A 24,512-nucleotide genomic window follows, 5' to 3' on the forward strand; every position below is an offset into this window, starting at 1 on the left:
ATTATCATTGTATCTACCGCTATTTTCATTGTCAAGCTTTGTCTACTTTTACTTCCTTTACCCCTGATGAAAAATAAAAGACACGAAACCGTGTCTTTTAATCATCAAGAAGATTCATATCTTCTCCACTTCCAGATGCCGCTTCTTCACCAATGCCATGATGCTCACGAATAAAGAATGCAATTTCATCTGTAACTTCTGGATTTTCTTTTAGGAATTGCTTCGCATTTTCACGCCCTTGTCCTAAGCGTTCTTCATTATAAGAATACCAAGCTCCGCTCTTTTGAACGATATCAAGTTCAGAAGCCATATCTAAAATTTCGCCTTCTCTTGAAATCCCTTCTCCGTACATAATATCAACTTCTGCAACGCGGAAAGGAGGTGCTACTTTATTTTTTACTACCTTCACTTTTGTTTTATTACCAACAATATCGTTACCTTGCTTTAACTGCTCAGCACGACGCACTTCAAGACGTACTGTTGAATAGAATTTCAACGCACGACCACCTGGAGTTGTTTCTGGATTTCCAAACATAACCCCAACTTTTTCACGAATTTGGTTAATAAAGATTGCGATTGTTTTTGACTTATTAATTGCACCAGATAATTTACGAAGAGCTTGTGACATTAAACGTGCTTGTAAACCGACGTGAGAGTCACCCATTTCTCCTTCAATCTCTGCTTTTGGAACAAGTGCTGCTACAGAGTCAATAACAATAATATCAATTGCACCGCTTCGTACTAATGCCTCTGCAATTTCTAATCCTTGTTCTCCTGTGTCTGGCTGAGATAATAGTAATTCATCAATGTTAACACCTAATTTTTGGGCATATACAGGATCCATTGCATGTTCTGCATCAATAAACGCCGCTTGTCCGCCTTGACGTTGTACTTCTGCAATCGCATGTAAGGAAACCGTTGTTTTACCTGAACTTTCAGGTCCGTAAATTTCAATAACACGGCCACGTGGATAACCACCAACTCCAAGGGCAACATCAAGTGCTAACGAACCACTTGATATAGTAGAAATCTTTCGTTCCGCTTGCTCTCCTAGTTTCATAATAGAGCCTTTACCGAATTGTTTTTCTATTTGTTTTAACGCCATATCTAAAGCCGCTTGACGATCACTCATTCAAAAATTCCTCCTTAACTTAAATGCTAATTTTATTATAATAGTTTCTTTCCATTATGCCAACAAAAATCGAACGTTTATTCGTTTTTTTATTTTCCAGTAGATGAAAACCTTTATTTTTCTATATAATGTGAAACTTCCATCAGTGGAGTTTTTCTTCATCTCCCACTGATGGAAAGCCTGCCCAATCGGGCTTTTACGGACAGTTATTCCACAACTATCTTCTTCGCTTTCTCTGAATCTTGAGGTGGGGTCTTACTATCCACAAATAGCGGGATAAAATAGCAGAAGCTAGAGGAGACTTATATCTCTTCTAGCTTCTTATACAGATGATAAAATCCATATTTGACAGTTCGTTCACGAATTTGCTGGCGACTTCCACTTAATGCAAGCGGAATAACAATCGTCGGCTGTTCATCCATTGCTAATCCAATAAATACTGTCCCTGGTTCTTTCCCTTCAGAGGCATCTGGACCAGCTACTCCAGTAAAACTAATTCCGATATTGGCTTGCATAAGTTTTTTCACATTTTCTGCAAGATAGCGAGCACAGACTTCACTAACAGCTCCATCCGTTTGTAAAATCTCTTCTGGAACATGTAAAATATGTTGCTTTACATCATTGCTATAACAAATTATGCCGCCTGTAAACACAGAAGACGCACCAGCTACTTCGGTAATACGATCACCAAATAATCCGCCTGTTAAACTTTCAGCACATGCAATCGTCAAACATTTTTGTTTTAACAAGGCAATTGCTTTATTATGAAGAAGATCTTGATTATATCCGTAAAAAAATTGTCCTACTCTTTGTAAAATCAATTCTTCTATATCATTTATTAGCGTTTCCGCCTCTTTTGCATCATGATGCTTTGCAGTCAAACGAAGCGTTACTTCTCCTTCAGAAGCAAGAGGAGCAATCGTTGGGTTCGTTTGAGCATCTATTAAGTCTTGAATCGTTGTCTCTAATTGTGATTCTCCAATTCCAAAGAATCGAAGAGTACGAGAATATAAATTCTCACCCGATGTAAAAGGGAGTAGCCAATTCTCTACATAACTTGTATACATTGGATTCATTTCTTTAGGTGGTCCTGGAAGTAAAATATACACCTTGTTATCTTTACATACCCCCATCCCTGGAGCCATACCATGATCATTGGCGAACACAGTTGCCCCCTTTAAAACAAGAGCTTGTTTTTTATTATTTTCCGTAAACTCTCTTCCCGTTCGTTTATAATAGTCAGCGATTGAAGCGAGCGCTACTTCATCATATACAAGCTCTTCCTGCAGAGAAGAAGCAATTGTTTCTTTCGTTAAATCGTCTTTTGTCGGTCCTAATCCACCTGTAAAAATTAACATATCTGCACGTTTTTGAGCAATTTCAATTGCTTGACGCAAGCGATTATTGTTATCTCCTACAACAGTATGATAATATACATCGATTCCAATAGATGCCAGCTTTTCTGATAAAAATTTGGCATTCGTATTCGCAATTTGTCCAAGTAATAACTCTGTACCAACTGCGATAATCTCTGCATTCATCTTCCATTCCCCCATAAGCCGTTATTTCGAATTGACAAAAACCTCTCTATTTTTCCAGAAATAATCCCATCCTGAAATAATCGTAAAAATAAGCGCAATCCATATTGAAATTTCCGCAATTGGAATATGAATTAAATTAAATGGAACATCATGCAATAAGTACGCAGAAATTGCAATAACTTGCATCCACATTTTAATTTTCCCAGGCATCTTTGCAGCCGCTACTTCCCCTGTACCAGCTAATACAAGACGCAAGCCTGTAACGGCGAATTCTCGGCTAATAATAACAACAGCTATCCAAGTTGATACAAAATGTAAATCTACAAGCGTAATTAATGCTGCAGATACCAATAATTTATCCGCCAAAGGATCTAAAAATTTCCCTAGATTTGTTACAAGATTATGTTTTCTTGCATAATGGCCATCAATCCAATCTGTAGCAGAAGCAATAATAAAAACGATAGCTCCAGCTAAGTGCTGAATCGGTAATTCTACATTTCCAATTGTGTATGCTCCCCAATCAAATGGAACAAGCATAATAATTAAAAATATAGGAATTAAGAAAATTCTTGATACAGTAATTTTATTTGGTAAATTCACAGCTATTCCTCCATCATGTCAAAAACGGTTTGTGCATTGAAAAAAGTCATCGGAACGATGACTATTATTGCGCAGGTTGTTCTCCTAAGTTTTTAATCACCCAAATTTGATGATACATTTCTTCTGGATTAACTGGGAAAGCAACAGTTTGCCCATTAATTTTAATTTCAACATTTGGCGCACTACCAATGTTTAACCGCACAACATTTTTTGACCCTAAATCCTGTTGTTGTGTTTGCCCTTCCGTTAAAGTACCCGTATAGAGTACATTATTATTTTCGTCTTTAATATCTACATAACTTGTACCTTTTGCAATAACTTCTAATTTGAACTCTTTGTTATTGTGAATTTCCAATGTAGATACATTCTTATTTGTCTCAACAAATTTAACATCTTCTTGAGATGCAGTTGGTTGTGACTGAGGTTGTTGAGGTGCTTCTTCTTTTTTATCTTCTTTCTTTTCTTCTTTCTTTTGATCAAGAGGTGAATTTTTCGCTTTCTCTACTTCTGTTTGTGCACTTTCTGTTTGCTTTACATGGCCGTCATCTTTCCCAAGCACAAATTGAAAAACAAACCAAATTGCAACACCAATCGCAATAATAAGCACTGTAATTAAAATTTTAGGCATATGATCTGCAATCGGTGATGAAGTTGCTCTTTGTACAGTTTCCTGCGTTTTTTGTCCTCTTGAAATTTGCGGAACATCTTGAGAAACTGACTGCGGTAACTCATGTTTATACTCTTCTAACACTGCCTCTCCATTTAGACCAACCGCTTCTGCATATTGCTTTATAAAGGCACGTGCGTAAAAATCCCCAGGCAATATGCTGAAATTTCCTTCTTCGATACTAATCAAATAACGTTTTTGAATTTTCGTAACTTCTTGCAGCTGATCGATGGAAAAACCCTTCAGTTCTCTTGCTTCTTTCAGCTTTTGTCCTAATTCCGTCAATGCTAACACCTCAATATTTCTTTAAAAGTCAAACATGGAAAAATTATTCTGATTTCCTTGTTCAATTTCATCTACTAGGCTGTATTGAATTTCTTCATCGTAATCATTTCGTAACTCAATAATGTAATCAAAATCATCAAGTGTATATTCTGACTGACTCACAAATATATCTGGATGCTCTACAACTTTTGTTGATGGCAATCTCATAATTTCGCGAACAAGCTGCCAATGTCGTTCATTTGCGCGCTTCGTTGAAACAATTCCATCTAAAATAAAGATATTATTATCATTATATTCATCTTCAATTAATTGACTACGAACCGTCTGTTTAATGAGAGTCGATGATACAAAAAGCCACCGTTTATTTGCACAAACACTCGCCGCAACGATAGACTCTGTTTTTCCAACGCGCGGCATTCCGCGAATTCCAATTAATTTATGGCCTTCTTTTTTCATGAGTTCCGCCATAAAGTCCACAAGCAAGCCTAATTCATCACGAACGAAACGAAATGTTTTCTTATCATCCGCATCTCGCTGTATGTACCTTCCATGTCGAACTGCTAACCGATCACGAAGCTTCGGTGAACGATATTTCGTTACGGTTATATTATCCATCGTATTTAGAATTGATTCAAGTCTAGAAATTTGTTCTTGATTATCACACATTAACAATAGTCCACGTCGAGCATTATCTACCCCATTAATTGTTACGATATTGATACCAAGCATACCGATCAACGAAGAAACGTCGCCAAGCAAGCCAGGTCGGTTTTTATGTATTTCATATTCAAAATACCATTCAATCATTTGATGACACTCCCCTTGCTTACTTTACACCTATGTACTATATTATATGATTTTTCCCTAATAGGAAAGCGAAATGTATAATAGAACTCGATTTAATCTAGAGATTTTCAACATCAACAAAAAAGAGAGGATTCCTCCTCCCTTTTTCTTACTTAGTGTTTTACCATTTTCACCATTAAGTTTGCGATTGTGTGTTGCTCTTGTTCATCTGCAACTTTCCACAGCTCCATCAATAATTTTTCTTGGTCATTACGCGCTTCTACTTCATTTGCTAAATAATCACCAATGCGATAAGCCATATCAGAAATTGCACCGCCATCTAACCCTTTTCCTTGCGCTTGCTCTAAACGTTCTCCTAAAAAGCCTTTCCATTGTTCAAAGTTTTCTAACACTGTCATTGTTAAGCACCTCACTATAAAGTAATGGAGTCATGTTTACTATTTGCTATTATGTCCTTTTTTATGTATGAACAGAAAACAAAATACAATGTTTCTTACTTTAAGCGCTTAACAATGCCAGCCCCCATTAACCCCAATGATTTGACCTGTTATATAAGATGCTTGAGGAGAAACTATAAATGCAACTGTGTTTGCAACTTCCTCTGCCATTCCTAATCGTCCAAGTGGAATTTCTTCTGCAATATCTTGTTTTTCTTCATCTGAAAATACACGTAGCATCTCTGTTTCAATTGCACCGGGAGCAACAGCATTCACTCGTACACCACTTAATGCAACTTCTTTTGCCAGAGCTTTTACGTACGAATTTTGTGCTCCTTTTACCATAGAATATAACACTTCACATGAAGCACCTATTTGTCCCCATATGGAGGAGATAATGACAATATTTCCACTTCGATTTCGAATCATTGAAGGAAGTACAAATGAAATAAGTTTATATACATTTTTTACTTGCAGCTCCACCATCTCATTTAATTGTTTATCGGTAATATCTGTCGTTAATCCAAAGATACTTTTTCCAGCTGCATATACTACAGTATCAATTGGATGATGAATTTGAGACCATAGACGCTCAGCACTATCCACTTCTGATAAATTAGCTTGAACTGGAATAATACCTTCTAGTTCAAGCTGTAACTCCAAAACTTTCTTTTCACTTCGGTTATAATGGACATATACCGTATACCCATCTTTCACTAGCCGCTTTACAACGGCAGAACCGATTCCTCCACTTCCCCCGGTAACTAACGCATATTTCTTCATCCTGTTCCTCTCTCTACTACATTATTTCTTTGGAAGAACTTGACAAACACTTACTCTTTCTTCTTTTAAAAAGCTCTTCGCGACTGTTTGTAAATCTTCAATTGATAAACTTTCCAAAACAGATAATGCATCAAACAAACTAGAACCGTTAAATGCATATCGTGTGAATTGATTCGCAATATATTCTGATGAATTTAACGAACGTAAAAAACCACCTATTTTCTTCTTCTTCACACGCTCTAATGTTTCACCGCATAACTCATCATAATTTGTTTGCAATAAAATATCAGTTATTTGCTTCGCTAGCTTATCCGGCTGTTTCGTATCTCCGCCAATCATTGCAAAACCGAAACTGCTTTCTTCTGTATAATCGTACGAAAACGTATCATCAATTAAACCTTCATTATATAACGTCTCATAATGAGTAGAACCTTTTCCAAATAAATAATCTAACAGAAGGGTTAAGGCAATTTCTTGTTTTAGCAGGTCTTTTCCTTCTTTCTTTAAGTCCTGTGTTTTCACACCAACTAAACATTTTGGTGTTTGTACTGGCATTGTAATAACCATTTTTTTCTCGTTTACTTGTTCTGGTTCTTCATCAAAAGACCGAACAATTTCAGATTGGGCGGTATAATTTTTCTTCGCTTGATTTTCACGTACTAAATTCATTGTCGTCTCTGGGTCAATAGAGCCAACAATAAATAATAACATATTGCTTGGGTGATAAAATGTATGATAGCATTCATACAGTAAATCTTTCGTAATTTTGCTAATAGAATCAATTGTTCCAGCGATATCAATCTTTACAGGATGTTTCCTATATAAGCTATCAATTAATCCAAAATATAAACGCCAATCAGCATTATCTTGGTACATTTGAATTTCTTGACCGATAATTCCCTTCTCTTTCTCAACCGTTTGTTCAGAAAAGTACGGCTCTTGCACGAAATCCAACAATGTTTCTAAGTTTGTTTCAACGTTTGATGTGCAAGAAAATAAATATGCAGTTCTTGTAAAAGATGTAAATGCATTTGAAGAAGCTCCTTGTTTACTAAATAATTGAAACGCATCATGATCCTCTTTTTCAAATAATTTATGCTCTAAAAAGTGTGCAATCCCATCTGGTACACGGAGCATCTCATCTTTTCCAAGCGGCATAAACGCATTATCAATCGAACCATACTTTGTCGTAAATGTTGCATACGTTTTATTAAAGCCTTGCTTCGGAAGAATATATACTTCTAAACCATTCGAAAGTTTCTCATAATATAGCGTTTCTTTTAATTGTTCGTACACGATTCTTTCCATCTTAAACACCCTCCGTCCCGTGTAAGAAATAAATTGTATCTAGCTGGATATTATTAGCCACGTTCACGATTGCATCTTTCGTTACCCGTTCAATCCCTGTTAACCATTCTCCTACAGGGCGATTATAATTTGCAATTATTTCATGATACAGAAGTTCTACAAGACCGCGCGGCGTATCAATTGTTTCTAAGATTTGATTTTTAATTACACTTTTTGTTTGTACGATTTCCTCATCAGTAAAATCACCATTTTGCATCGCTGTCATTTGTTCTTTAATAATCGTAACAGCTTTTTCATAATTTTTGCCCTCAATTCCAGACATCACGAACAGAAGTCCTTTGTGACTTTCATAACGAGAAGCAGCATAGTATGCCAAACTGTTTTTCTCACGTACATTAACAAATAATTTTGAATGTGAAAAACCACCAAACAAACCATTAAATAACTGCAAAGCAAAATAGTCTTCGTCACGATACGTAATATATGTGCGGTATCCAACATTTAATTTACTTTGTTTTAATTCTTGTTTTTCTACAACTTCTTGCTCTTCTTCATTTTTCTTATGCAACATTACATTTCTTTCTTTCACCTCACGTTTAGAAACAGAGAAATATTGTTTCACAAGGTCAAGAGCCCCCGCTTCAATATCACCTATAATATATAAATCCATTTCATCTTCTTCTAAGACTTTTTTATAGTATTGATACAGCGTCTCGCTTGTAATAGCAGAAACACGCTCTTTTTGACCATTTGCACTTAAGCGATATGGCTCTACTTTACACATTTCTTCGATGAGGCGTTCATTAGCATAACGCATTTTATCATCAAACGTAGATTCGATACGCTGCACAAGCGCACGTTTCTCACTTTCCACAACCGTTTGTAAAAAACCATTACCTTCTGTTGCTGGTCTTAGTAAAATATCAGCAAGCATAGCAAGCGCTTTTTCAAAGAGCGGAGGCGCTTCTTGTAAATACGTTTCATTAGCAACATCTATATAAATAGAAATAATATGATCTTCACCTTTTTTACTTACATCTACAGCTAATGAAGAGCCATATAACTCCTCTAAATATTGACGAATACGAATAACAGATGGATGTGTTTCTGTAGCACTTTGTAATACATAAGGAAGTAATGCCCGTTCTGTTACTGTTTCTTCACATAACGGTGCCTTCAGGCGCAATACAAATGTATTCGTTTTATATTTTTCCGTTGGAATAATATGTAGGCGTAATCCACCTAATTCATGTGTTTCTTGTTTTATAAGCTCCATTGGTAAACCTCCTCTAAAAAGGAATTTTCTTCTTCAATATACAGTTTTCACAAAAGAAATTGCAACTTTTCTCATGTATTAACGTTATTGTATGTAAAAAAACTCGCACTAATGTGCGAGCTTTTTAGCTTTTAGCGTTTTCCTTTTTCATATGGTGTTCCAAGCGCTTTCGGAGCTTCGGAACGCCCAACAAAACCGACAAGTGCAAAAATTGTTAATACATATGGTAATATCGTTAAAAAGACACTTGGAATTTGATTTAAAACAGGAATTGTACCACCTGCAACGCCTAGTGACTGTGCAAATCCAAAAAATAACGCTGCACCTAGAGCCCCAATTGGATGCCATTTTCCAAAAATCATTGCTGCTAACGCTAAAAACCCTTGGCCTGTAATTGTAGCGCCAGAAAAGTTATTTGAGATAGATGTTGAAAATACAGCACCGCCGACACCTGCAAACATACCTGATAAGCAAACAGCAATATAGCGCATTTTATAAACATTAATACCCATTGTATCAGCTGCCATCGGATGTTCCCCAACAGCACGTAATCGTAAGCCAAATGGTGTTTTATAAATCACATACCAAACTACAAATGCTAAAATGATTGCAATATAAGAGGTTAATGGTACATCAGAGAAAAACACTTTTCCAATAACAGGAATATCAGAAAGGCCAGGAATATCAATTTTTTCAATACGATATTGGATAAAATCAGTTTGACCTTTTCCAAAAATCTTTTTAATCGCAAACACTGTTAATCCTAACGCTAAAAAGTTAATCGCTACTCCGCTGACAACTTGATCAGCGCGGAATGTAATTGATGCAACCGCATGAAGAAGTGCAAATAATCCCCCGCCAATCGCTGCAAAAATAAGCGCAATCCACGGCGTCATTGCTCCCCATGTATCCCCCATTAATAAAGTTGTAACAACTCCAACAAACGCACCAAACAACATTAAACCTTCTAATGCAATGTTAACAACACCAGAACGTTCACTAAATACGCCTCCAAGTGCTGTAAAAATAAGCGGTGCTGCTGTATATAACGTACCTGTGACAAGAATGGCTACAATATCTAGGAAACTCATTTATTTCCCCTCCTTGCTAAAACGAGAAAGTGCCCATCGTAAAACATAGCTGCATGCTACAAAGAAAATAATACAAGCAACAATGACATTAATTAGTTCAGATGGAACATTCGCTTCAAAGTTCATTTGCGGCGCAGCACTTTTCAGACCGCCAAATAAAAGTGCTGCTAATAAAATACCAAATGCATTATTTGCACCAAGAAGAGCAACAGCGATACCATCAAATCCTATTCCTGTAAAAGAAGACATCGCTGTCATACTTTGGAACGTTCCAAGCCCTTCCATCGCACCGCCAATTCCAGCAAACGCACCAGCAATTGTCATTGACAATATAATATTACGCGACACTTTCATCCCTGCATATTTGGAGGCATGTTGATTAAATCCAACTGATTTGAGCTCGTAACCTAATGTTGTTCGTTCTAATAAAAACCACATAATAATCGCCATAATAATTGCTACAATAATTCCCCAGTGCAGGCGAGAGCCTCCTGTTAAAGATGATAACCAAGAAGAAGCTAGAGACGCGCTTGCTTGTATATCATACGATTTTTCATTTCCTTCATGTAAAAAACGTTTAATAATATCATAAGTTACGTAAAGCGCGATATAGTTCATCATAATTGTAACGATAACTTCGTTTACCTTGAATTTCCCTTTTAAATATCCAGGAATAAATCCCCACAGTCCGCCAGCAAGGGCTGCAACTAATATCGATAATGGAATATGGAGAAAGGCTGGTAGAGAAACAGCATAACCGAACCAAACAGCAGCGAGCCATCCAACTAATAATTGTCCTTCTACCCCGATATTAAACAAACCTGTACGGAACGCAAATGCTACCGATAAACCCGCAAGAGCAAGTGGAATCATCGTTCGAAGTGTTTCCCCTATCGCACGTGGATTTCCAACCATTCCATCCCATAATGCAGCATAGCCGGCGATTGGATCGTATCCGCTCGTAATCATAATAATGGCTCCAACAAGTAAACCAAAAATAACGGATAATACAGGTACTACCATATTAATTGTTCGCTCCGTTAAAAACTTTTTAGCCATTTGTATTCACCTTCTCTTTCTTCTTTCCCCCAGCCATTAACAGACCTAGTTGTTGTTCATTTGTTTCTTTTGCATTCACAATGTCCACAATTTTCCCTTCATAAATAACAGCGATACGGTCACTTACATTTAAAATTTCGTCAAGCTCTAGCGAAAGTAGTAAAACTGCTTTTCCTTTATCACGCTGTTCAATTAGCTTTTTATGAATAAATTCAATTGCCCCGACATCTAAACCGCGTGTTGGCTGTGCAGCAATCAATAAATCCGGATCACGGTCCACTTCACGAGCAATAATTGCCTTTTGCTGGTTTCCCCCAGATAACGCCCGTGCTGGTGTATGCTCACTCGGTGTACGAACATCAAACTGTTGAATTAACGACTTTGCTTTTTCATATACTTTCGAAAAATTCAAAATACCTTTTTTGGAATACGGATTTTTATAATATGTTTGAAGTACCATATTATCTCCAATAGAAAAATCAAGAACGAGCCCATGTTTATGACGATCTTCTGGAATATGTCCAACGCCTTCTTCTGTAATGCGTCTAACTGGCCAATTCGTCACGTCCTTCTCTCTTAACGTAATAGAGCCTGACTCAACTTTTCGTAAACCAGTAATCGCTTCTATTAATTCACTTTGTCCATTTCCATCGATTCCTGCAATACCAACAATCTCTCCTCCACGAACAGTTAAGTCAAGTCCTTTTACGGTAGGTAACTGACGTGCATCGTGCACAACAAGATTAGAAATCGTAAGTACATTTTCACGTGGTTTGGCGTCTGACTTTTCAGTTTTAAAATTCACTTGACGTCCGACCATTAATTCTGCAAGCTTGTTTTCATCTGTATTTGCAACGTCTACCGTACCAATTCCTTTTCCTTTACGAATAATTGTACAACGATTACATACTTCCATAATTTCTTTCAACTTATGTGTAATAAGAATAATAGATTTCCCTTCTTGTACAAGCTTTTTCATAATATGAATAAGCTCTTGAATCTCCTGCGGTGTTAATACAGCTGTAGGTTCATCAAAAATCAAAATCTCCGCCCCGCGATAGAGCGTTTTCAAAATTTCTACACGTTGTTGCATTCCAACAGAAATATCTTCTATTTTCGCATATGGGTCTACTGCTAGTCCGTATTGCTCAGATAATTTTTTAATTTTTTCCGCTGCTTCATCAATAGCAATTTTACCGTTTTTCTTCGGTTCATTTCCTAGAATAATATTTTCCGTGACTGTAAAATTATGAACAAGCATAAAGTGCTGATGCACCATACCAATTCCAAGATCATTCGCTACATTCGGATTCGTAATTTTCACAGGCTGCCCTTCAATTTTAATTTCTCCTTGTTCTGGTTGATACAATCCAAACAAAACATTCATAAGTGTTGATTTTCCAGCACCGTTTTCTCCAAGTAAAGCATGAATTTCTCCCTGTTTCACTTGCAGCGTAATATTATCATTCGCTACAATCCCCGGGAATACTTTCGTAATATTGTTCATCTCAATTACGTATTCCATGTTATTCCTCCTTGACAGGACAAAGTTCTTTATATATACAAAGGTTAGTTCTAAGAACTAACCTTTGCTATTTCTCTAACATTATTTTTTAAGAGAAGCCTCATATGTTTTGTACTCATCTGGAGTAGATGGCACTTTAATTTCACCGTTTATGATTTTCTTTTTATAATCTTCTACTTTTGTTAAAATCTCTGGATTTACTTTTTTCACGTTATCAGTTGTTTTTGCAATCCCGATACCATCATCTTTTAAGCCAAACTCTTCTGTTTTACCACCTTGTAATTTACCATCTTTTGCTTCTTGTGAAACTTTTTCCACTGCAACATCAACACGTTTTACCATTGAAGTTAATGTTACATTCTCTGGCATACCTTCTTGTGTTTGATCACGGTCAACACCGATTACCCAAACATTTTCACCTTTTTTCTTACGGTTTTTCGCTTCTGTAAACACACCGTTACCCGTTGCACCAGATGCATGATAAATTACGTCAACGCCTTGGCCGTACATAGCAGAAGCTAATACAGAACCTTTTTCCGGCTTATCAAATGCTTCAGCATATTGAGATACAATTTCAATGTTCGGATTTACTGCTTTTACCCCAGCTTTAAAACCAGATTCAAATTTTTCAATTAATGGACTCTTTACACCACCGATAAAGCCAACTTTGTTTGATTTCGTTGTCATTGCTGCCACTACACCAACAAGGAAAGAACCTTCATGGTCTTTAAATGTAATACTTGTTACGTTCGGTTTATTTACTACAGCATCAACAATCGCGAATTGATTTTTTGGGAATTGACCCGCTACTTTTTCAATTGATTTTTGCATTAAGAATCCAATTCCGAATGTCAAGTCGTAATTTGTTTCCCCAAACTTTGTTAAGTTAGGAACATAGTCTGATTCTTTAGAAGATTGCAGATAACGATATTCTTCGTTTTCTTTTAACTTATTCTCTTTACCAAATGCAGTTAAACCTTCCCAAGCAGATTGGTTAAATGATTTATCATCTACTCCACCAACGTCTGTAACCATACCAACCTTAAAGTTATTATTTCCTTTTCCCTCTTTTTTGTCACTTTCCTTATTAGTGTTACCGCAAGCTCCTAAAATCGCGCTTGCTGCTAACGTTAATGATAATAAAATCCCCGCTTTTTTCTTCATACTAGAAACCCCTCCTAAAATATGTATCATTCTACCTATATGACCATGTCCCCGTTTTCTTGCTGTCACCCCCCTAAAAAGGGGACATTTTACATCCGTTTTCTTAACACGTGAAAGCTAAATTTATCTGCTCGAAAATAGTTAATAGAATATAAAATTGGTTCATCATTTTGATCATAATGCATTTGCTTTAATACAAGTAGTGCTGTTTCTGGCTCACACTCTAGAATCGGCGATATCTTCGGATGATAACCGAGCGGTTCAATATGAGCAACAGCATACGTAATGCGTTTATTTGTGTTTTTATGGATGACAGTAAGTAATGATTCTTCTTTGTATTCTGACAAATCAGGAAGAACTTCTTTTGGCAACTTATCAACACAATATACAACAGGTTCCCCGTCTGCTGTACGAACGCGTTCAATCATAAGTGTTTCAAAATCATCTTCACTATGAAACTTCTCTTTTTCTTCTTCTGTTAAATTGCCTATTGATGATGATAAAAACACTGTACCTGGCGTTTTCCCTGCACTAGCAATCATATCTGTAATACTAGATAATTGTTCAATTCCTGAAGAAAACAAAGGTTTTGCATTTACAAACGTCCCTACACCGTGCCTGCGAATAACAACGTTTTCTTCTTCTAAGATTCGAAGTGCTTCTCGTAATGTCGCTCTACTGACGCCTAACTCTTTTGCTAGATCAAATTCGGATGGTAGCTTTTGTTTCTCTTTATACACCCCGTTTTTAATCTTTTCTTTAATGTGGTCAATCACTCGTAAATACAAATGTCGACTATCTGACTTTACTGACATAAGACTCCCCTCGCACTTCACTTATTCGACCTCTGATGTAAGACCTCTTTTCTCTTTTTTCCACAATTAATATACCATGGATGCCCCTGAATAAAAAATAAGAAAATTGCAATTTGTCGAATAAATGCTAATAATTTTTTTAGGTTAAATTTTCTTTCTTTAACCCATAAAAAAAACTTTGTACACCTACATTTCTCATATGCTGAAAAAGTCAGGGACAAAGTTATGATACACCTTGTATTTACACTTTTTCCTCATAGTCTAGCTAATTTATGGTTGCTAGGTAGAAACTTATGGACCTTATTTCCAAGATTATATGAGGTTTATTTTGATTTCGAAGTAATCGTACCACTTGATATGATTACTGTCAATACAATCCAACAAAAAAAATCGAACGTTGAAATAAAAAAATATATAACCATTCGTATTCTCATCGAAACACAACATTAGTAAGCGTTGTCATTTTTATTTAATAAAGAAACCGACTAGAAGTGTTTCTAATCGGCTTCTTTATCTCACATGAACAGACACATGGAAGTTTCACTTTATCCCGCACTAACGGGCAGTAAGCCCCACCTCAAGATTTAGAGAAAGCTAAGAAGATAGATGGGGAATAACTGCCCATAAGAGCCCGATTGGGCGGGCTTTCCATCAGCGGGGAATAAAGCCTCCCCGGCTGATGGAAGTTTCACTTTATTACGAACTTTTCTCTTGAATATCTTTTACTAATACTTCACGGGGCTTACTTCCTTCATACGGTCCCACGATACCATTCATTTCCATCGCGTCAATTAAACGTGCCGCCCGCGTATACCCAACACGGAACCTCCGCTGTAACATAGAAACTGACGCTGTCTGCATATCGACAACAAGCTGAACTGCTTCATCATATAAACTATCCTCTACTTCTTTCGTTGTTTCTGGTACATCTTGCGGGATCATATCCTCTTGATACTGTGCTTTTTGCTGCGTAACAACATATTCTACTACTTTCTCTACTTCCTCATCTGATAGAAATGCTCCTTGCACACGAACTGGTTTAGAAGCACCAATTGGTACAAACAGCATATCACCGCGTCCTAATAATTTCTCTGCTCCCCCTGTATCAAGAATAGTTCTTGAATCAATTTGAGAAGAAACTGCAAAGGCAATTCGCGATGGAATATTCGCTTTAATAACACCCGTAATAACATCCACAGATGGACGCTGCGTTGCAATAATTAAATGAATACCAGCTGCACGTGCCATTTGTGCAAGACGCATAATCGCATCCTCTACATCGGAAGAAGCAACCATCATTAAATCTGCCAACTCGTCCACTATAACAACAATATAAGGAAGTTCGGGTTGCTTCGCTTCAGAATGTTCGTTATGTTGCTTTATATACTCGTTATACCCTTCAATATTACGCGTTCCACTATGAGCAAACAATTCATAGCGACGCTCCATTTCATTGACAACTTTTTTTAGCGCCTGCGATGCTTTCTTCGGATCTGTTACAACAGGCGTTAATAAATGCGGAACACCATTGTATACATTTAACTCTACCATTTTCGGATCAATCATCATGAGTTTCACCTCGTGCGGCTTAGCGCGCATTAAGATACTTGTGATAATTCCGTTTATACATACACTCTTTCCGCTACCAGTTGCTCCTGCTACAAGTAAATGAGGCATTTTATTCAGACGGGCTAATACAGCTTCTCCTGTAATGTCACGCCCAAGTCCAATTAATAACTTTTCTTCTGGATGATTATTCGCTTTCGAATCTAACACTTCTCTTAACGTAACGATTGCAACTTCTGAATTTGGCACTTCAATCCCAATAGCTGATTTCCCAGGAATTGGGGCTTCAATTCGAATATCTTTTGCCGCTAAAGCTAATGCCAAATCATCACTTAAACTAACAATTTTACTTACTTTAACTCCCATATCAGGATACACTTCATATTTTGTAACGGCTGGTCCTCTATGGACCTTTGTTACTTTCGCTTTCACACCGAAGCTTTGGAATGTTCGTTCCAACTTACGTGCATTTTCATAAATCGTTTCATTTTCATTGGTCACTTGCTTATTCTTTGGAAACTTTAATAGTTCTAAAGAAGGCAACTTATAATCTTTATTTTCAACATCTGAAAAATGCATTGGTGGCGCCGCTGTCTCTCCAGAAAGAGATTCAACAATTTTCCCACCTTTCTGCCGCTTCGGCTGCTCCTCTTGCATAGGCAGAGATTCTTCTAGATTTGTTTCAGAAGTAAGCGATTCATTTCTTATTGGATCTGGTGTTGTATAGTTTTCAGTAAAGTTTGATATAATCGGCGGTACTACTTCAACCTCTTCTACACTCTCTTTTACACTCTCTTCTAACTCCGGCACTTCTTGCACATGACGTTCACTTCGCGTACGAACGGTCTTTTTCTTTTCCGTTTTCTCAGCAGCACGTTTTGTTTGCCACTCTTTGTAATCACCTTGCATCGATTCAAATTGCCCTCTGAGTATTCGCCCAATCGGTGCAAGCACCTCGCCTATATGTTTATTTGTAATACATAGTACACCAAGTAAAATGAGAATCATTCCAATTATGTATGCGCCAACTTCATCAAATAAAAAGTAACATGTCGCAAACATAATAGCCCCAAACATCCCTCCGCCTAAATGAACCGTGTCGACTCCTTTTTTCATTTCATGAAAAAACAAATCTTTCGTAGTCACAATAACAGATGAACTTTGTACCGCCCCATCTTTTGTTAGAAGGTTGACTAATGTAATATGACTAAACATGAGCACAGCTAATGTGATTAAATATATACCAATCAATCGTTTGTGCAATAAATTTGGCCACTCTCGTTTTATAACAAACGCTATAGAAAGAGCAATAACTCCAAGTACTCCAAGTATGTACCATTCCCCAAAGAAAAAGCGAAAAAATAGCACGAATGCTTTTCCGACAACACCTAGCTGCATAATTGTAATGATGGAGAGCGCAAAAAGAGCCAAACCGACGATTTCGTAGTACAAAGTTGGCTTTATGGTACGTCTTGCTTTTGTTTTCGTCCCTCTTTGCTTTTGTTTTGCCATTTCTTCACCTCAAATTCCAATTCAAAATATAACTTTTGTAAAACAAGTGTAGTTTCAATCCCGCTCTAATGGCAGTGAATTTTCTTCACATTATCTTATCAGTGGATAATTTAAAGCCGAATACTAATAAAGTAAAACCTCCATGAATGCAGGGTTTTCATCCCTCACATCGTTAGCCCGACCAATCGAGATTTTACGGGAAATTATCCCGCTCCTATCTTCTTTATTTTCTTAAAATCTTGAAGCAGGTGATAATTTCCCGCGAATAGCGGGATAAATTGAAGAAAGCAGCCTATACACGGCTGCTCCACCTTCTTGTTTTTTATATTATACCATAGCTCATAAACAAAATCCTGCTTTTACGAAAAGGATATTTTCTGCCCCGGTTCATATTGTAAAAAATGCTGGGGATTTGTACTTAATACTCGTACAACAGAATAATCATTTTCATTCCCCATTTCAACAACCATATCAATACCATCTACATGTACAATTTTCTGCCTTGCAAATTCTGTATGATCCATTGGATACACGAGTTGCTCTGGCATAATGGTATATAAAATCATTGTAATAACGCCCCGCTTTGTTCAGATGATGCTTTTGCGTCAATTAATTCATTTAATTTTTTGACCGCTTGGCCAATCCCTCCAACATCATCAATTAAACCATATTTCACCGCATCTCCACCTACAACATTCGTACCAATATCTCGTGTTAAATTCCCTTTCGCAAACATTAGCTCCTTAAAACGATCTTCTGTTACTTTTGAATGCTTTGTGACAAAACGAATGACACGCTCTTGCATCTTATCTAAATACTCAAATGTTTGTGGAACACCTATCACAAGACCTGTAAGACGAATAGGATGGATCGTCATTGTTGCTGTTTCTGCAATGAATGAATAATCTGTTGACACAGCAATCGGCACACCAATTGAATGACCTCCACCAAGAACAATCGATACTGTTGGTTTCGAAAGCGAAGCAATCATTTCAGAAATTGCAAGCCCAGCTTCTACATCTCCTCCAACTGTATTTAACAAAATTAATAGCCCTTCAATTTTAGGATTTTGTTCAATTGCTACAATTTGAGGAATAACATGTTCATATTTCGTTGTTTTATTTTGCGGCGGTAATTGTACATGCCCTTCAATTTGCCCTACAATCGTTAAACAATGAATACGCGATTCATTTAATTGCGGGACATTCGTCTGTCCAAGTTGCTGAATTTTCTCTAGCACAGAAGCTTCTTTCGTTTCTTCTTTTGTCTCGGCCTCTTTTTCTTCATTTTTCATTTCATCACGCTCTACCATATCGAATCCCCTTTCTCACGTATATAACTATTATTTGTTAAGTTGTAAATTTCATTCGACAGAGGACAAAAGAAAAAGCCGCCTACAAATAGGCAGCCATCTCTTATACTTCCATGATAATTGGTAAAATCATCGGTTTTCTCTTTGTTTTTTCAAATAAAAATTGTCCAAGTAGCTCACGAATATTTTGTTTTAACGTTGACCATTCAATAGAATATTCTTTGATAGATTGTTCTACAATTGTACGTACAATATCAGTTGATTTTTCAATTAACGCCTCTGATTCACGAACATAAACAAATCCTCGCGAAATAATTTCTGGTCCAGAAATAATCTTTTTCTCATCTTTTCCAAGCGTTACAACAACGACTAAAATACCATCTTGTGATAACATTTTACGATCACGCAAAACGATATTTCCAACATCACCAACGCCTAATCCATCAATCAATACATTTCCTGCAGGAACCTTACCAGCAGGTTTTGCCTCTCCATCTGTGAAGGAAATCACTTCACCTTTTTCCGTGATAAAAATACGATCTGAGTGAACGCCAACACCTTGAGCTAAACGGGCATGCGCCTTTTGCATACGGAATTCACCATGTACAGGCAGAAAATATTTCGGTCTCATTAAGTTTAACATTAGTTTCAATTCTTCTTGACTACCATGCCCGGAAACATGGACTTTCTTTTCTCCGTAATATACGACATCCGCACCTGCTCTAAACAGTAAATCAATTGTTCTTGAAACAGATGTTTCATTCCCTGGAATTGGGGATGCAGCAATAATGACTGTATCACCTTTACGAATTGAAATTTGTTTATGGGCTTGTCTTGCCATTCTAGAAAGAGCAGCCATTGGCTCACCTTGGCTACCAGTCGTTAAAATCGTCACCTTTTTCTCAGGATAATTATCAACATCCTGAAGTGAAATTAACATACCGTCTGGAATATTTAAATACCCTAGATTATACGCAATATCAACAACTTTTACCATACTTCGTCCAACTACCGCTACCTTACGCCCAGTTTCATACGCTGCATCAAAAACTTGTTGAATACGATGAACGTTAGAAGCAAATGAAGCCACAATAATACGACCTTCTGAATTATAAAATACTTTAGAAATCTCCAAACCGACTTCTCTCTCAGATCCTGTATAGCCAGGGCGCTCTGCATTCGTACTATCAGATAGTAAACAAAGCACACCTTCATTTCCAATTTGCGCCATTTTTCCAATATCTGAACCATTATTCCCAACAGGAGTTTGGTCAAATTTAAAATCACCAGTATATACAATTGCACCTTGTGAAGTATGGAAGCAAACCCCTACTGCATCTGGAATACTGTGTGTTGTTTTAAAGAAGGAAACAGTTGTTGTATCGAATTCTACCGTAGCATTAGAATCAATCGTTTTTAAATCAACGCGACCTAACATACCCGCTTCCCCTAATTTTTCTTTCACGAGACCATTCGTCAGCTTTGTTCCATAAACCGGAATATCTAATTTTCTTAACACATAGACAATACCACCAATATGATCTTCATGGCCATGTGTTAAAAATAGTCCTTTTACTCGCTCTTTATTTTCCACTAAATATGTGATGTCCGGAATAACAATATCTATTCCAAACATCTCTTCTTCCGGAAACATAAGTCCCGCATCTACAATAAAAATTTCAGAGTCAATTTCAACGCAGTACATATTTTTTCCAATTTCGCCCACTCCACCGAGAGCGAATACTTTTACAGTATCTATCTCTTTTTTCTTCATGTTGTTGCCTGGTTTAAAAATGTTGTAAAAACTGATCCCACTAACATTGTAGAGAAACCAGGGGAAACTCCACCATCATTTTTCAGCATCTAAAACGAAGGTCTTATCGCTATGCGATATCACGTTTTTTCGTTTTTAAACCAGGTTCCACCTCTCTTTCATTATATAAATCAAATGTTTTATGTAATTTCATACAAAATCCGATAATCCGTAAAGTTTTCCCATTTTTGCTAAGCATACCCGTACTAAGCTACTTAGCCATATTATAACTGATACAAGAAATAGAACACAAGTTAAATTATAAGAAAGAAAAGAGAAGAATGTGTACACGATGATAAACTGGATTCATTTCACCACTTCATCTAAGCAATAAAGTGAAACTTCCACCCGTGGGGATTTTCTTTGTAGATAGGGGGCTTACTACCCCAAAATAGTGAGATAAAGTGAAACTTCCATCAGTGGGGATTCTCTTCATCCCCCACTGATGGTTAGAACCAATCGGGTTTTTACGGGCAGTTATCCCCCACCTATTTTCTTTGCTTCTCTCTCCATCTTGAGGTGGGGGTCTTACTGCCCGTTAATGCGGGATACAGTACGAAACACAAAAAAGTGACTTAGTACAACACTAAGCCACTTTTCTTTTCTATTAACGAGGAATAGATTGTATAACTTCAAGTAATTGCGTTCTTTCTGCCTCAGTTAATGGTAGAAGAGGTAAACGAACAGAACCAACATCTAACCCTACGATTTGCAGTGCTGTTTTGACAGGAGTTGGACTCGGTGCCATAAATAGTGCATTCGTCACTCTTACTAACAATTGATGAAGCGTTTGTGCTGTTTTCATATCGCCAGTTTGGAATGCTGCGATCATGTCTTGCATTTCGTTACCAATAACATGAGAAGCAACAGATACAATACCTTTCGCTCCAATTGCCATCGCTGGCAATGTTAAGCCATCATCACCGCTGTATACAGCAAAATTATCATCTGTTTTTTCAATGATTTCTGTCATTGTTAATACATCGCCGCCTGCATCCTTGATTGCAACAATGTTTGGAATTTGTGATAAACGAACAACTGTATCAACAGAAATTTGTACAATAGATCGGCCTGGAACGTTATATAACATAACCGGCAGTTTTGTACTTTCAGCAATTGTTTTAAAGTGCTGATACATACCTTCTTGACTTGGTTTATTATAATACGGTGCAACTAGCATAATCGCATCTACACCTACTTCTTCTGCTTTTTGCGTAAGCTCCGTAGAAGCATGTGTATTATTGCTACCAGTTCCAGCAATTACAGGCACTCTTTTATCGACAACAGATACAACATGGCGATATAACGCTACTTTTTCTTCAGATGTTAATGTAGGAGACTCACCTGTTGTTCCCCCTACAACGATTGCGGTTGTACCGTTATCAATTAAATAATTTACCAATTTTGTTGTCTTTACAAAGTCGATATTTCCATTCTTATCAAATGGTGTGACCATCGCCGTTGCAATTGTCCCAAAATCTATCATGGTCTCACTCCTTATAATTCCAGTTGCTTTTCTTTTGAAAGCTCAAATGCACGATGAAGCGCATTTACAGCATCTACTAGTTTCTCTTCCTTAACAAGCACCCATATTGTTGTATGGCTATCTGCAGATTGTAATATTTGAACACCATTTTCAGCTAATGCTGTTACAATTTTTGCAGTAACACCCGGAACACCTGCGATACCAGCTCCAACAATGGATACTTTCGCGCAGTGCTCAGTTACAATTGGATTATATCCAAGTTTATGCAGTACTTCGACAGCTCGGCCTGTAACCTCATCACTAACTGTGTATGCTACACCAGTAGGAGAAATATTAATTAAATCTACGCTAATCTTTTCATTTGCCATTTCTTTGAACACTTCTGTTTGTAAATCGTATGCCCCGTCCTTGGCCAACACTTTAATTTGCGTTACATTAGAAACATGAGCAATACCAGTTACAGGACGCTCTTGTACATCGCGACCTTTTGTCGCACCATCATACGCTGCAATCAGAGTTCCTTCGCTATCAGAATATGTTGAACGCACACGCAGTGGCACTTTTGCATGCATCGCAATTTCAACTGCACGCGGATGAACGACTTTTGCACCTTGATATGCCATATTACAAATTTCATTATATGTTACATTTTCAAGGTGACGCGCATCTTTTACAATACGTGGATCAGCAGTCATTACACCTTCTACATCTGTAAAAATATCAATATACTCAGCATGAAGTGCAACACCCAACGCTGATGCTGATGTATCACTACCTCCGCGTCCAAGTGTTGTCGTATCGCCTTCTTTCGTTCGGCCTTGGAATCCCGTTACGACGACTACATCAACTTCTTCTAATTCCTTCAAAATGCGCTCACAATCCATCTCAATAATCTTTGCATTGGTAAAGTCATCATTTGTAATGAATCCAGCTTGTGCACCGTTAAACGCTGCAGCCTTCACACCATTTTCATTTAGCATATTTGAAAACACAATCGCCGAAATTAGCTCACCGCAAGACAACAATAAATCTTGCTCGCGTTTTGAAATAAACGATTGCTTCTCATTTACAAGGTTTAATAATGTATCCGTTGCATAAGGCTCACCTACACGGCCCATCGCAGATACAACAACTACAGTTTTATAGCCTTCTTTCAATGATTTTTGAATGTGATGAAGAGCATGCTTTCGACCGTTTTCATCACGCACAGATGTTCCACCGAATTTTTGGACAATAATTTTCATTTTTGCACCTTCTTTTAGCCGTTTACACTAATTGTAATTTCACTAATCGTTCTGCAATTTGAACAGAGTTCCATGCAGCACCTTTTAATAAGTTATCAGATACGACCCAAAGATGGAATCCTTTATCATTGTTTAAATCTTTACGGATACGACCAACGAATACTTCGTTTTTACCAACTGCAGTTGCCGGCATTGGGTATACTTGTTCTGCTGGATTATCTTGCAGTACAATTCCTTCTGCGTTCGCTAACAGATTACGTAGTTCTTCTACTGTTACACCTTCTTTTTCCACTTCAATGTAAACAGATTCAGAGTGACCTGATACAACTGGTAAGCGTACGCATGTTGCCGCTACTTCAAGCTCTGGCATATGCATAATTTTCTTCGTTTCATTAATCATTTTCATTTCTTCAAATGTAAAGCCATTATCTTCGAACTTATCAATTTGTGGAATCGCATTGAATGCAATTTGATAATGTTTTTCATCACCTTTTACAGGTAAAACATTTGCTTTTACTTCTTCGCCGTTTAAAATGGCTTGTGATTGTTCATGAAGCTCTTCAATTGCAGCAGCCCCTGCACCTGATACAGCTTGATATGTGGAAACGATTACTCGTTTTAAACCAAAGTGCTGACGAACTGGTTCGAGAGCAACTACCATTTGAATTGTAGAACAGTTTGGATTTGCAATGATTCCGTTATGTTCTAATAAGTCTTTTTCGTTTACTTCTGGTACAACAAGCGGAACATTTTCTGTCATGCGGAACGCACTAGTATTATCAACAACGATTGCACCGCGCTTTGCTGCTTCTGGTGCTAATTGTTTTGATACAGATCCACCCGCACTAAAGAGTGCAATATCCACTCCTTCAAAGCTTTCAGGAGTAGCTTCTTGTACTGTTACTTCTTCTCCTTTAAATAAAAGCGTTTTGCCTGCAGAACGTTTAGATGAAAGTAACGTTAATTTTCCAATTGGAAAATCACGTTGCTCTAAAGTATTTAACATTTGTTCACCAACTGCGCCGGTTGCTCCAACTACAGCGACATGAAAAGATTTTTTCTTTTCCATCACCATGCCCCTTTCTAGGT

At 37.2% G+C, this 24,512-nt stretch carries 20 protein-coding genes, 2 pseudogenes and 1 riboswitch; all 22 genes and pseudogenes read right to left on the reverse strand.

Annotated features, from left to right (window positions below):
• Nucleotides 1-97: 97 nt before the first annotated feature.
• Nucleotides 98-1,132: a recombinase RecA gene (recA, locus tag NKR74_RS15525; protein WP_098309729.1), complete on the reverse strand. Its 1,035-nt coding sequence runs from the start codon at nt 1,130-1,132 to the stop codon at nt 98-100.
• Between the two features lie 302 nt (nt 1,133-1,434).
• Entirely contained in the window at nt 1,435-2,673 is a 1,239-nt protein-coding gene (locus tag NKR74_RS15530) for a competence/damage-inducible protein A (protein WP_253630187.1), read from the reverse strand.
• Between the two features lie 21 nt (nt 2,674-2,694).
• Nucleotides 2,695-3,273 (reverse strand): CDP-diacylglycerol--glycerol-3-phosphate 3-phosphatidyltransferase, encoded by a 579-nt coding sequence (gene pgsA, locus NKR74_RS15535; RefSeq protein WP_098309727.1) that lies wholly within the window; start codon nt 3,271-3,273, stop codon nt 2,695-2,697.
• A 64-nt stretch (nt 3,274-3,337) separates the two neighbouring features.
• Nucleotides 3,338-4,225, reverse strand: coding sequence for a helix-turn-helix domain-containing protein (locus tag NKR74_RS15540; protein ID WP_253630188.1), 888 nt, complete (start codon nt 4,223-4,225; stop codon nt 3,338-3,340).
• Nucleotides 4,226-4,246: 21 nt separating this feature from the next.
• Nucleotides 4,247-5,032 (reverse strand): DUF3388 domain-containing protein, encoded by a 786-nt coding sequence (locus tag NKR74_RS15545; RefSeq protein WP_253630189.1) that lies wholly within the window; start codon nt 5,030-5,032, stop codon nt 4,247-4,249.
• A 152-nt stretch (nt 5,033-5,184) separates the two neighbouring features.
• Nucleotides 5,185-5,430, reverse strand: a complete 246-nt coding sequence (locus NKR74_RS15550) for a DUF3243 domain-containing protein (protein ID WP_098309724.1) — start codon at nt 5,428-5,430, stop codon at nt 5,185-5,187.
• A gap of 108 nt (nt 5,431-5,538) precedes the next feature.
• Nucleotides 5,539-6,252 carry an elongation factor P 5-aminopentanone reductase gene (ymfI, locus tag NKR74_RS15555; protein ID WP_253630190.1) on the reverse strand — a complete coding sequence of 238 codons (714 nt, stop codon included), beginning with the start codon at nt 6,250-6,252 and terminating at the stop codon, nt 5,539-5,541.
• Between the two features lie 21 nt (nt 6,253-6,273).
• A complete protein-coding gene (gene yfmH, locus NKR74_RS15560) occupies nt 6,274-7,560 on the reverse strand; it encodes an EF-P 5-aminopentanol modification-associated protein YfmH (RefSeq protein ID WP_253630191.1) in 1,287 nt (428 codons plus the stop codon).
• A 1-nt stretch (nt 7,561) separates the two neighbouring features.
• Nucleotides 7,562-8,836, reverse strand: a complete 1,275-nt coding sequence (gene yfmF / locus NKR74_RS15565; protein WP_098309721.1) for an EF-P 5-aminopentanol modification-associated protein YfmF — start codon at nt 8,834-8,836, stop codon at nt 7,562-7,564.
• A 131-nt stretch (nt 8,837-8,967) separates the two neighbouring features.
• Entirely contained in the window at nt 8,968-9,927 is a 960-nt protein-coding gene (locus NKR74_RS15570; RefSeq protein WP_253630192.1) for an ABC transporter permease, read from the reverse strand.
• Nucleotides 9,928-10,986, reverse strand: a complete 1,059-nt coding sequence (locus NKR74_RS15575; protein WP_098309719.1) for an ABC transporter permease — start codon at nt 10,984-10,986, stop codon at nt 9,928-9,930.
• Complete coding sequence (locus tag NKR74_RS15580; protein WP_253630193.1) at nt 10,979-12,511, reverse strand: ABC transporter ATP-binding protein; 1,533 nt, start codon at nt 12,509-12,511, stop codon at nt 10,979-10,981. Before NKR74_RS15580 ends, NKR74_RS15575 begins: the two co-directional genes overlap by 8 nt.
• 81 nt (nt 12,512-12,592) lie before the next feature.
• On the reverse strand, nt 12,593-13,675 hold the full coding sequence (locus tag NKR74_RS15585; protein WP_253630194.1) for a BMP family lipoprotein: 1,083 nt from the start codon (nt 13,673-13,675) through the stop codon (nt 12,593-12,595).
• An 89-nt stretch (nt 13,676-13,764) separates the two neighbouring features.
• Nucleotides 13,765-14,490 (reverse strand): GntR family transcriptional regulator, encoded by a 726-nt coding sequence (locus tag NKR74_RS15590; protein WP_230573512.1) that lies wholly within the window; start codon nt 14,488-14,490, stop codon nt 13,765-13,767.
• 237 nt (nt 14,491-14,727) lie between these two features.
• Nucleotides 14,728-14,830, reverse strand: a riboswitch (purine riboswitch).
• Between the two features lie 356 nt (nt 14,831-15,186).
• Nucleotides 15,187-16,683: pseudogene (locus tag NKR74_RS24165) on the reverse strand (DNA translocase FtsK); the annotation flags it as partial.
• 96 nt (nt 16,684-16,779) lie between these two features.
• Nucleotides 16,780-17,568 (reverse strand): annotated as a pseudogene (locus NKR74_RS24170) (cell division protein FtsK); the annotation flags it as partial.
• 359 nt (nt 17,569-17,927) lie between these two features.
• A complete protein-coding gene (locus NKR74_RS15600) occupies nt 17,928-18,134 on the reverse strand; it encodes a YlzJ-like family protein (RefSeq protein ID WP_098309714.1) in 207 nt (68 codons plus the stop codon).
• Nucleotides 18,131-18,880 carry a ClpP family protease gene (locus NKR74_RS15605; RefSeq protein ID WP_098309713.1) on the reverse strand — a complete coding sequence of 250 codons (750 nt, stop codon included), beginning with the start codon at nt 18,878-18,880 and terminating at the stop codon, nt 18,131-18,133. Before NKR74_RS15605 ends, NKR74_RS15600 begins: the two co-directional genes overlap by 4 nt.
• Before the next feature lie 103 nt (nt 18,881-18,983).
• A complete protein-coding gene (locus NKR74_RS15610; RefSeq protein WP_098309712.1) occupies nt 18,984-20,654 on the reverse strand; it encodes a ribonuclease J in 1,671 nt (556 codons plus the stop codon).
• A 646-nt stretch (nt 20,655-21,300) separates the two neighbouring features.
• On the reverse strand, nt 21,301-22,179 hold the full coding sequence (gene dapA / locus NKR74_RS15615; RefSeq protein WP_098309711.1) for a 4-hydroxy-tetrahydrodipicolinate synthase: 879 nt from the start codon (nt 22,177-22,179) through the stop codon (nt 21,301-21,303).
• Nucleotides 22,180-22,190: 11 nt separating this feature from the next.
• Nucleotides 22,191-23,423, reverse strand: a complete 1,233-nt coding sequence (dapG, locus tag NKR74_RS15620; protein ID WP_098309710.1) for an aspartate kinase — start codon at nt 23,421-23,423, stop codon at nt 22,191-22,193.
• A gap of 22 nt (nt 23,424-23,445) precedes the next feature.
• Complete coding sequence (gene asd / locus NKR74_RS15625) at nt 23,446-24,492, reverse strand: aspartate-semialdehyde dehydrogenase (RefSeq protein WP_098309709.1); 1,047 nt, start codon at nt 24,490-24,492, stop codon at nt 23,446-23,448.
• Nucleotides 24,493-24,512: the final 20 nt, after the last annotated feature.

This window comes from Bacillus sp. 3103sda1 (assembly GCF_024159135.1).
Classification (GTDB): Bacteria; Bacillota; Bacilli; order Bacillales; family Bacillaceae_G; genus Bacillus_A; species Bacillus_A rhizoplanae.

Excerpts from the sequence above, each read along its gene's own strand:
- recA (WP_098309729.1), bottom strand. The coding sequence starts at position 1,132 with ATGAGTGATCGTCAAGCGGCTTTAGATATGGCGTTAAAACAAATAGAA.
- NKR74_RS15530 (WP_253630187.1), bottom strand. The coding sequence starts at position 2,673 with ATGAATGCAGAGATTATCGCAGTTGGTACAGAGTTATTACTTGGACAA.
- NKR74_RS15545 (WP_253630189.1), bottom strand. The coding sequence starts at position 5,032 with ATGATTGAATGGTATTTTGAATATGAAATACATAAAAACCGACCTGGC.
- NKR74_RS15550 (WP_098309724.1), bottom strand. The coding sequence starts at position 5,430 with ATGACAGTGTTAGAAAACTTTGAACAATGGAAAGGCTTTTTAGGAGAA.
- ymfI (WP_253630190.1), bottom strand. The coding sequence starts at position 6,252 with ATGAAGAAATATGCGTTAGTTACCGGGGGAAGTGGAGGAATCGGTTCT.
- yfmH (WP_253630191.1), bottom strand. The coding sequence starts at position 7,560 with ATGGAAAGAATCGTGTACGAACAATTAAAAGAAACGCTATATTATGAG.
- yfmF (WP_098309721.1), bottom strand. The coding sequence starts at position 8,836 with ATGGAGCTTATAAAACAAGAAACACATGAATTAGGTGGATTACGCCTA.
- NKR74_RS15570 (WP_253630192.1), bottom strand. The coding sequence starts at position 9,927 with ATGAGTTTCCTAGATATTGTAGCCATTCTTGTCACAGGTACGTTATAT.
- NKR74_RS15575 (WP_098309719.1), bottom strand. The coding sequence starts at position 10,986 with ATGGCTAAAAAGTTTTTAACGGAGCGAACAATTAATATGGTAGTACCT.
- NKR74_RS15580 (WP_253630193.1), bottom strand. The coding sequence starts at position 12,511 with ATGGAATACGTAATTGAGATGAACAATATTACGAAAGTATTCCCGGGG.
- NKR74_RS15585 (WP_253630194.1), bottom strand. The coding sequence starts at position 13,675 with ATGAAGAAAAAAGCGGGGATTTTATTATCATTAACGTTAGCAGCAAGC.
- NKR74_RS15590 (WP_230573512.1), bottom strand. The coding sequence starts at position 14,490 with ATGTCAGTAAAGTCAGATAGTCGACATTTGTATTTACGAGTGATTGAC.
- NKR74_RS15600 (WP_098309714.1), bottom strand. The coding sequence starts at position 18,134 with ATGATTTTATATACCATTATGCCAGAGCAACTCGTGTATCCAATGGAT.
- NKR74_RS15605 (WP_098309713.1), bottom strand. The coding sequence starts at position 18,880 with ATGGTAGAGCGTGATGAAATGAAAAATGAAGAAAAAGAGGCCGAGACA.
- NKR74_RS15610 (WP_098309712.1), bottom strand. The coding sequence starts at position 20,654 with ATGAAGAAAAAAGAGATAGATACTGTAAAAGTATTCGCTCTCGGTGGA.
- dapA (WP_098309711.1), bottom strand. The coding sequence starts at position 22,179 with ATGATAGATTTTGGGACAATTGCAACGGCGATGGTCACACCATTTGAT.
- dapG (WP_098309710.1), bottom strand. The coding sequence starts at position 23,423 with ATGAAAATTATTGTCCAAAAATTCGGTGGAACATCTGTGCGTGATGAA.
- asd (WP_098309709.1), bottom strand. The coding sequence starts at position 24,492 with ATGGAAAAGAAAAAATCTTTTCATGTCGCTGTAGTTGGAGCAACCGGC.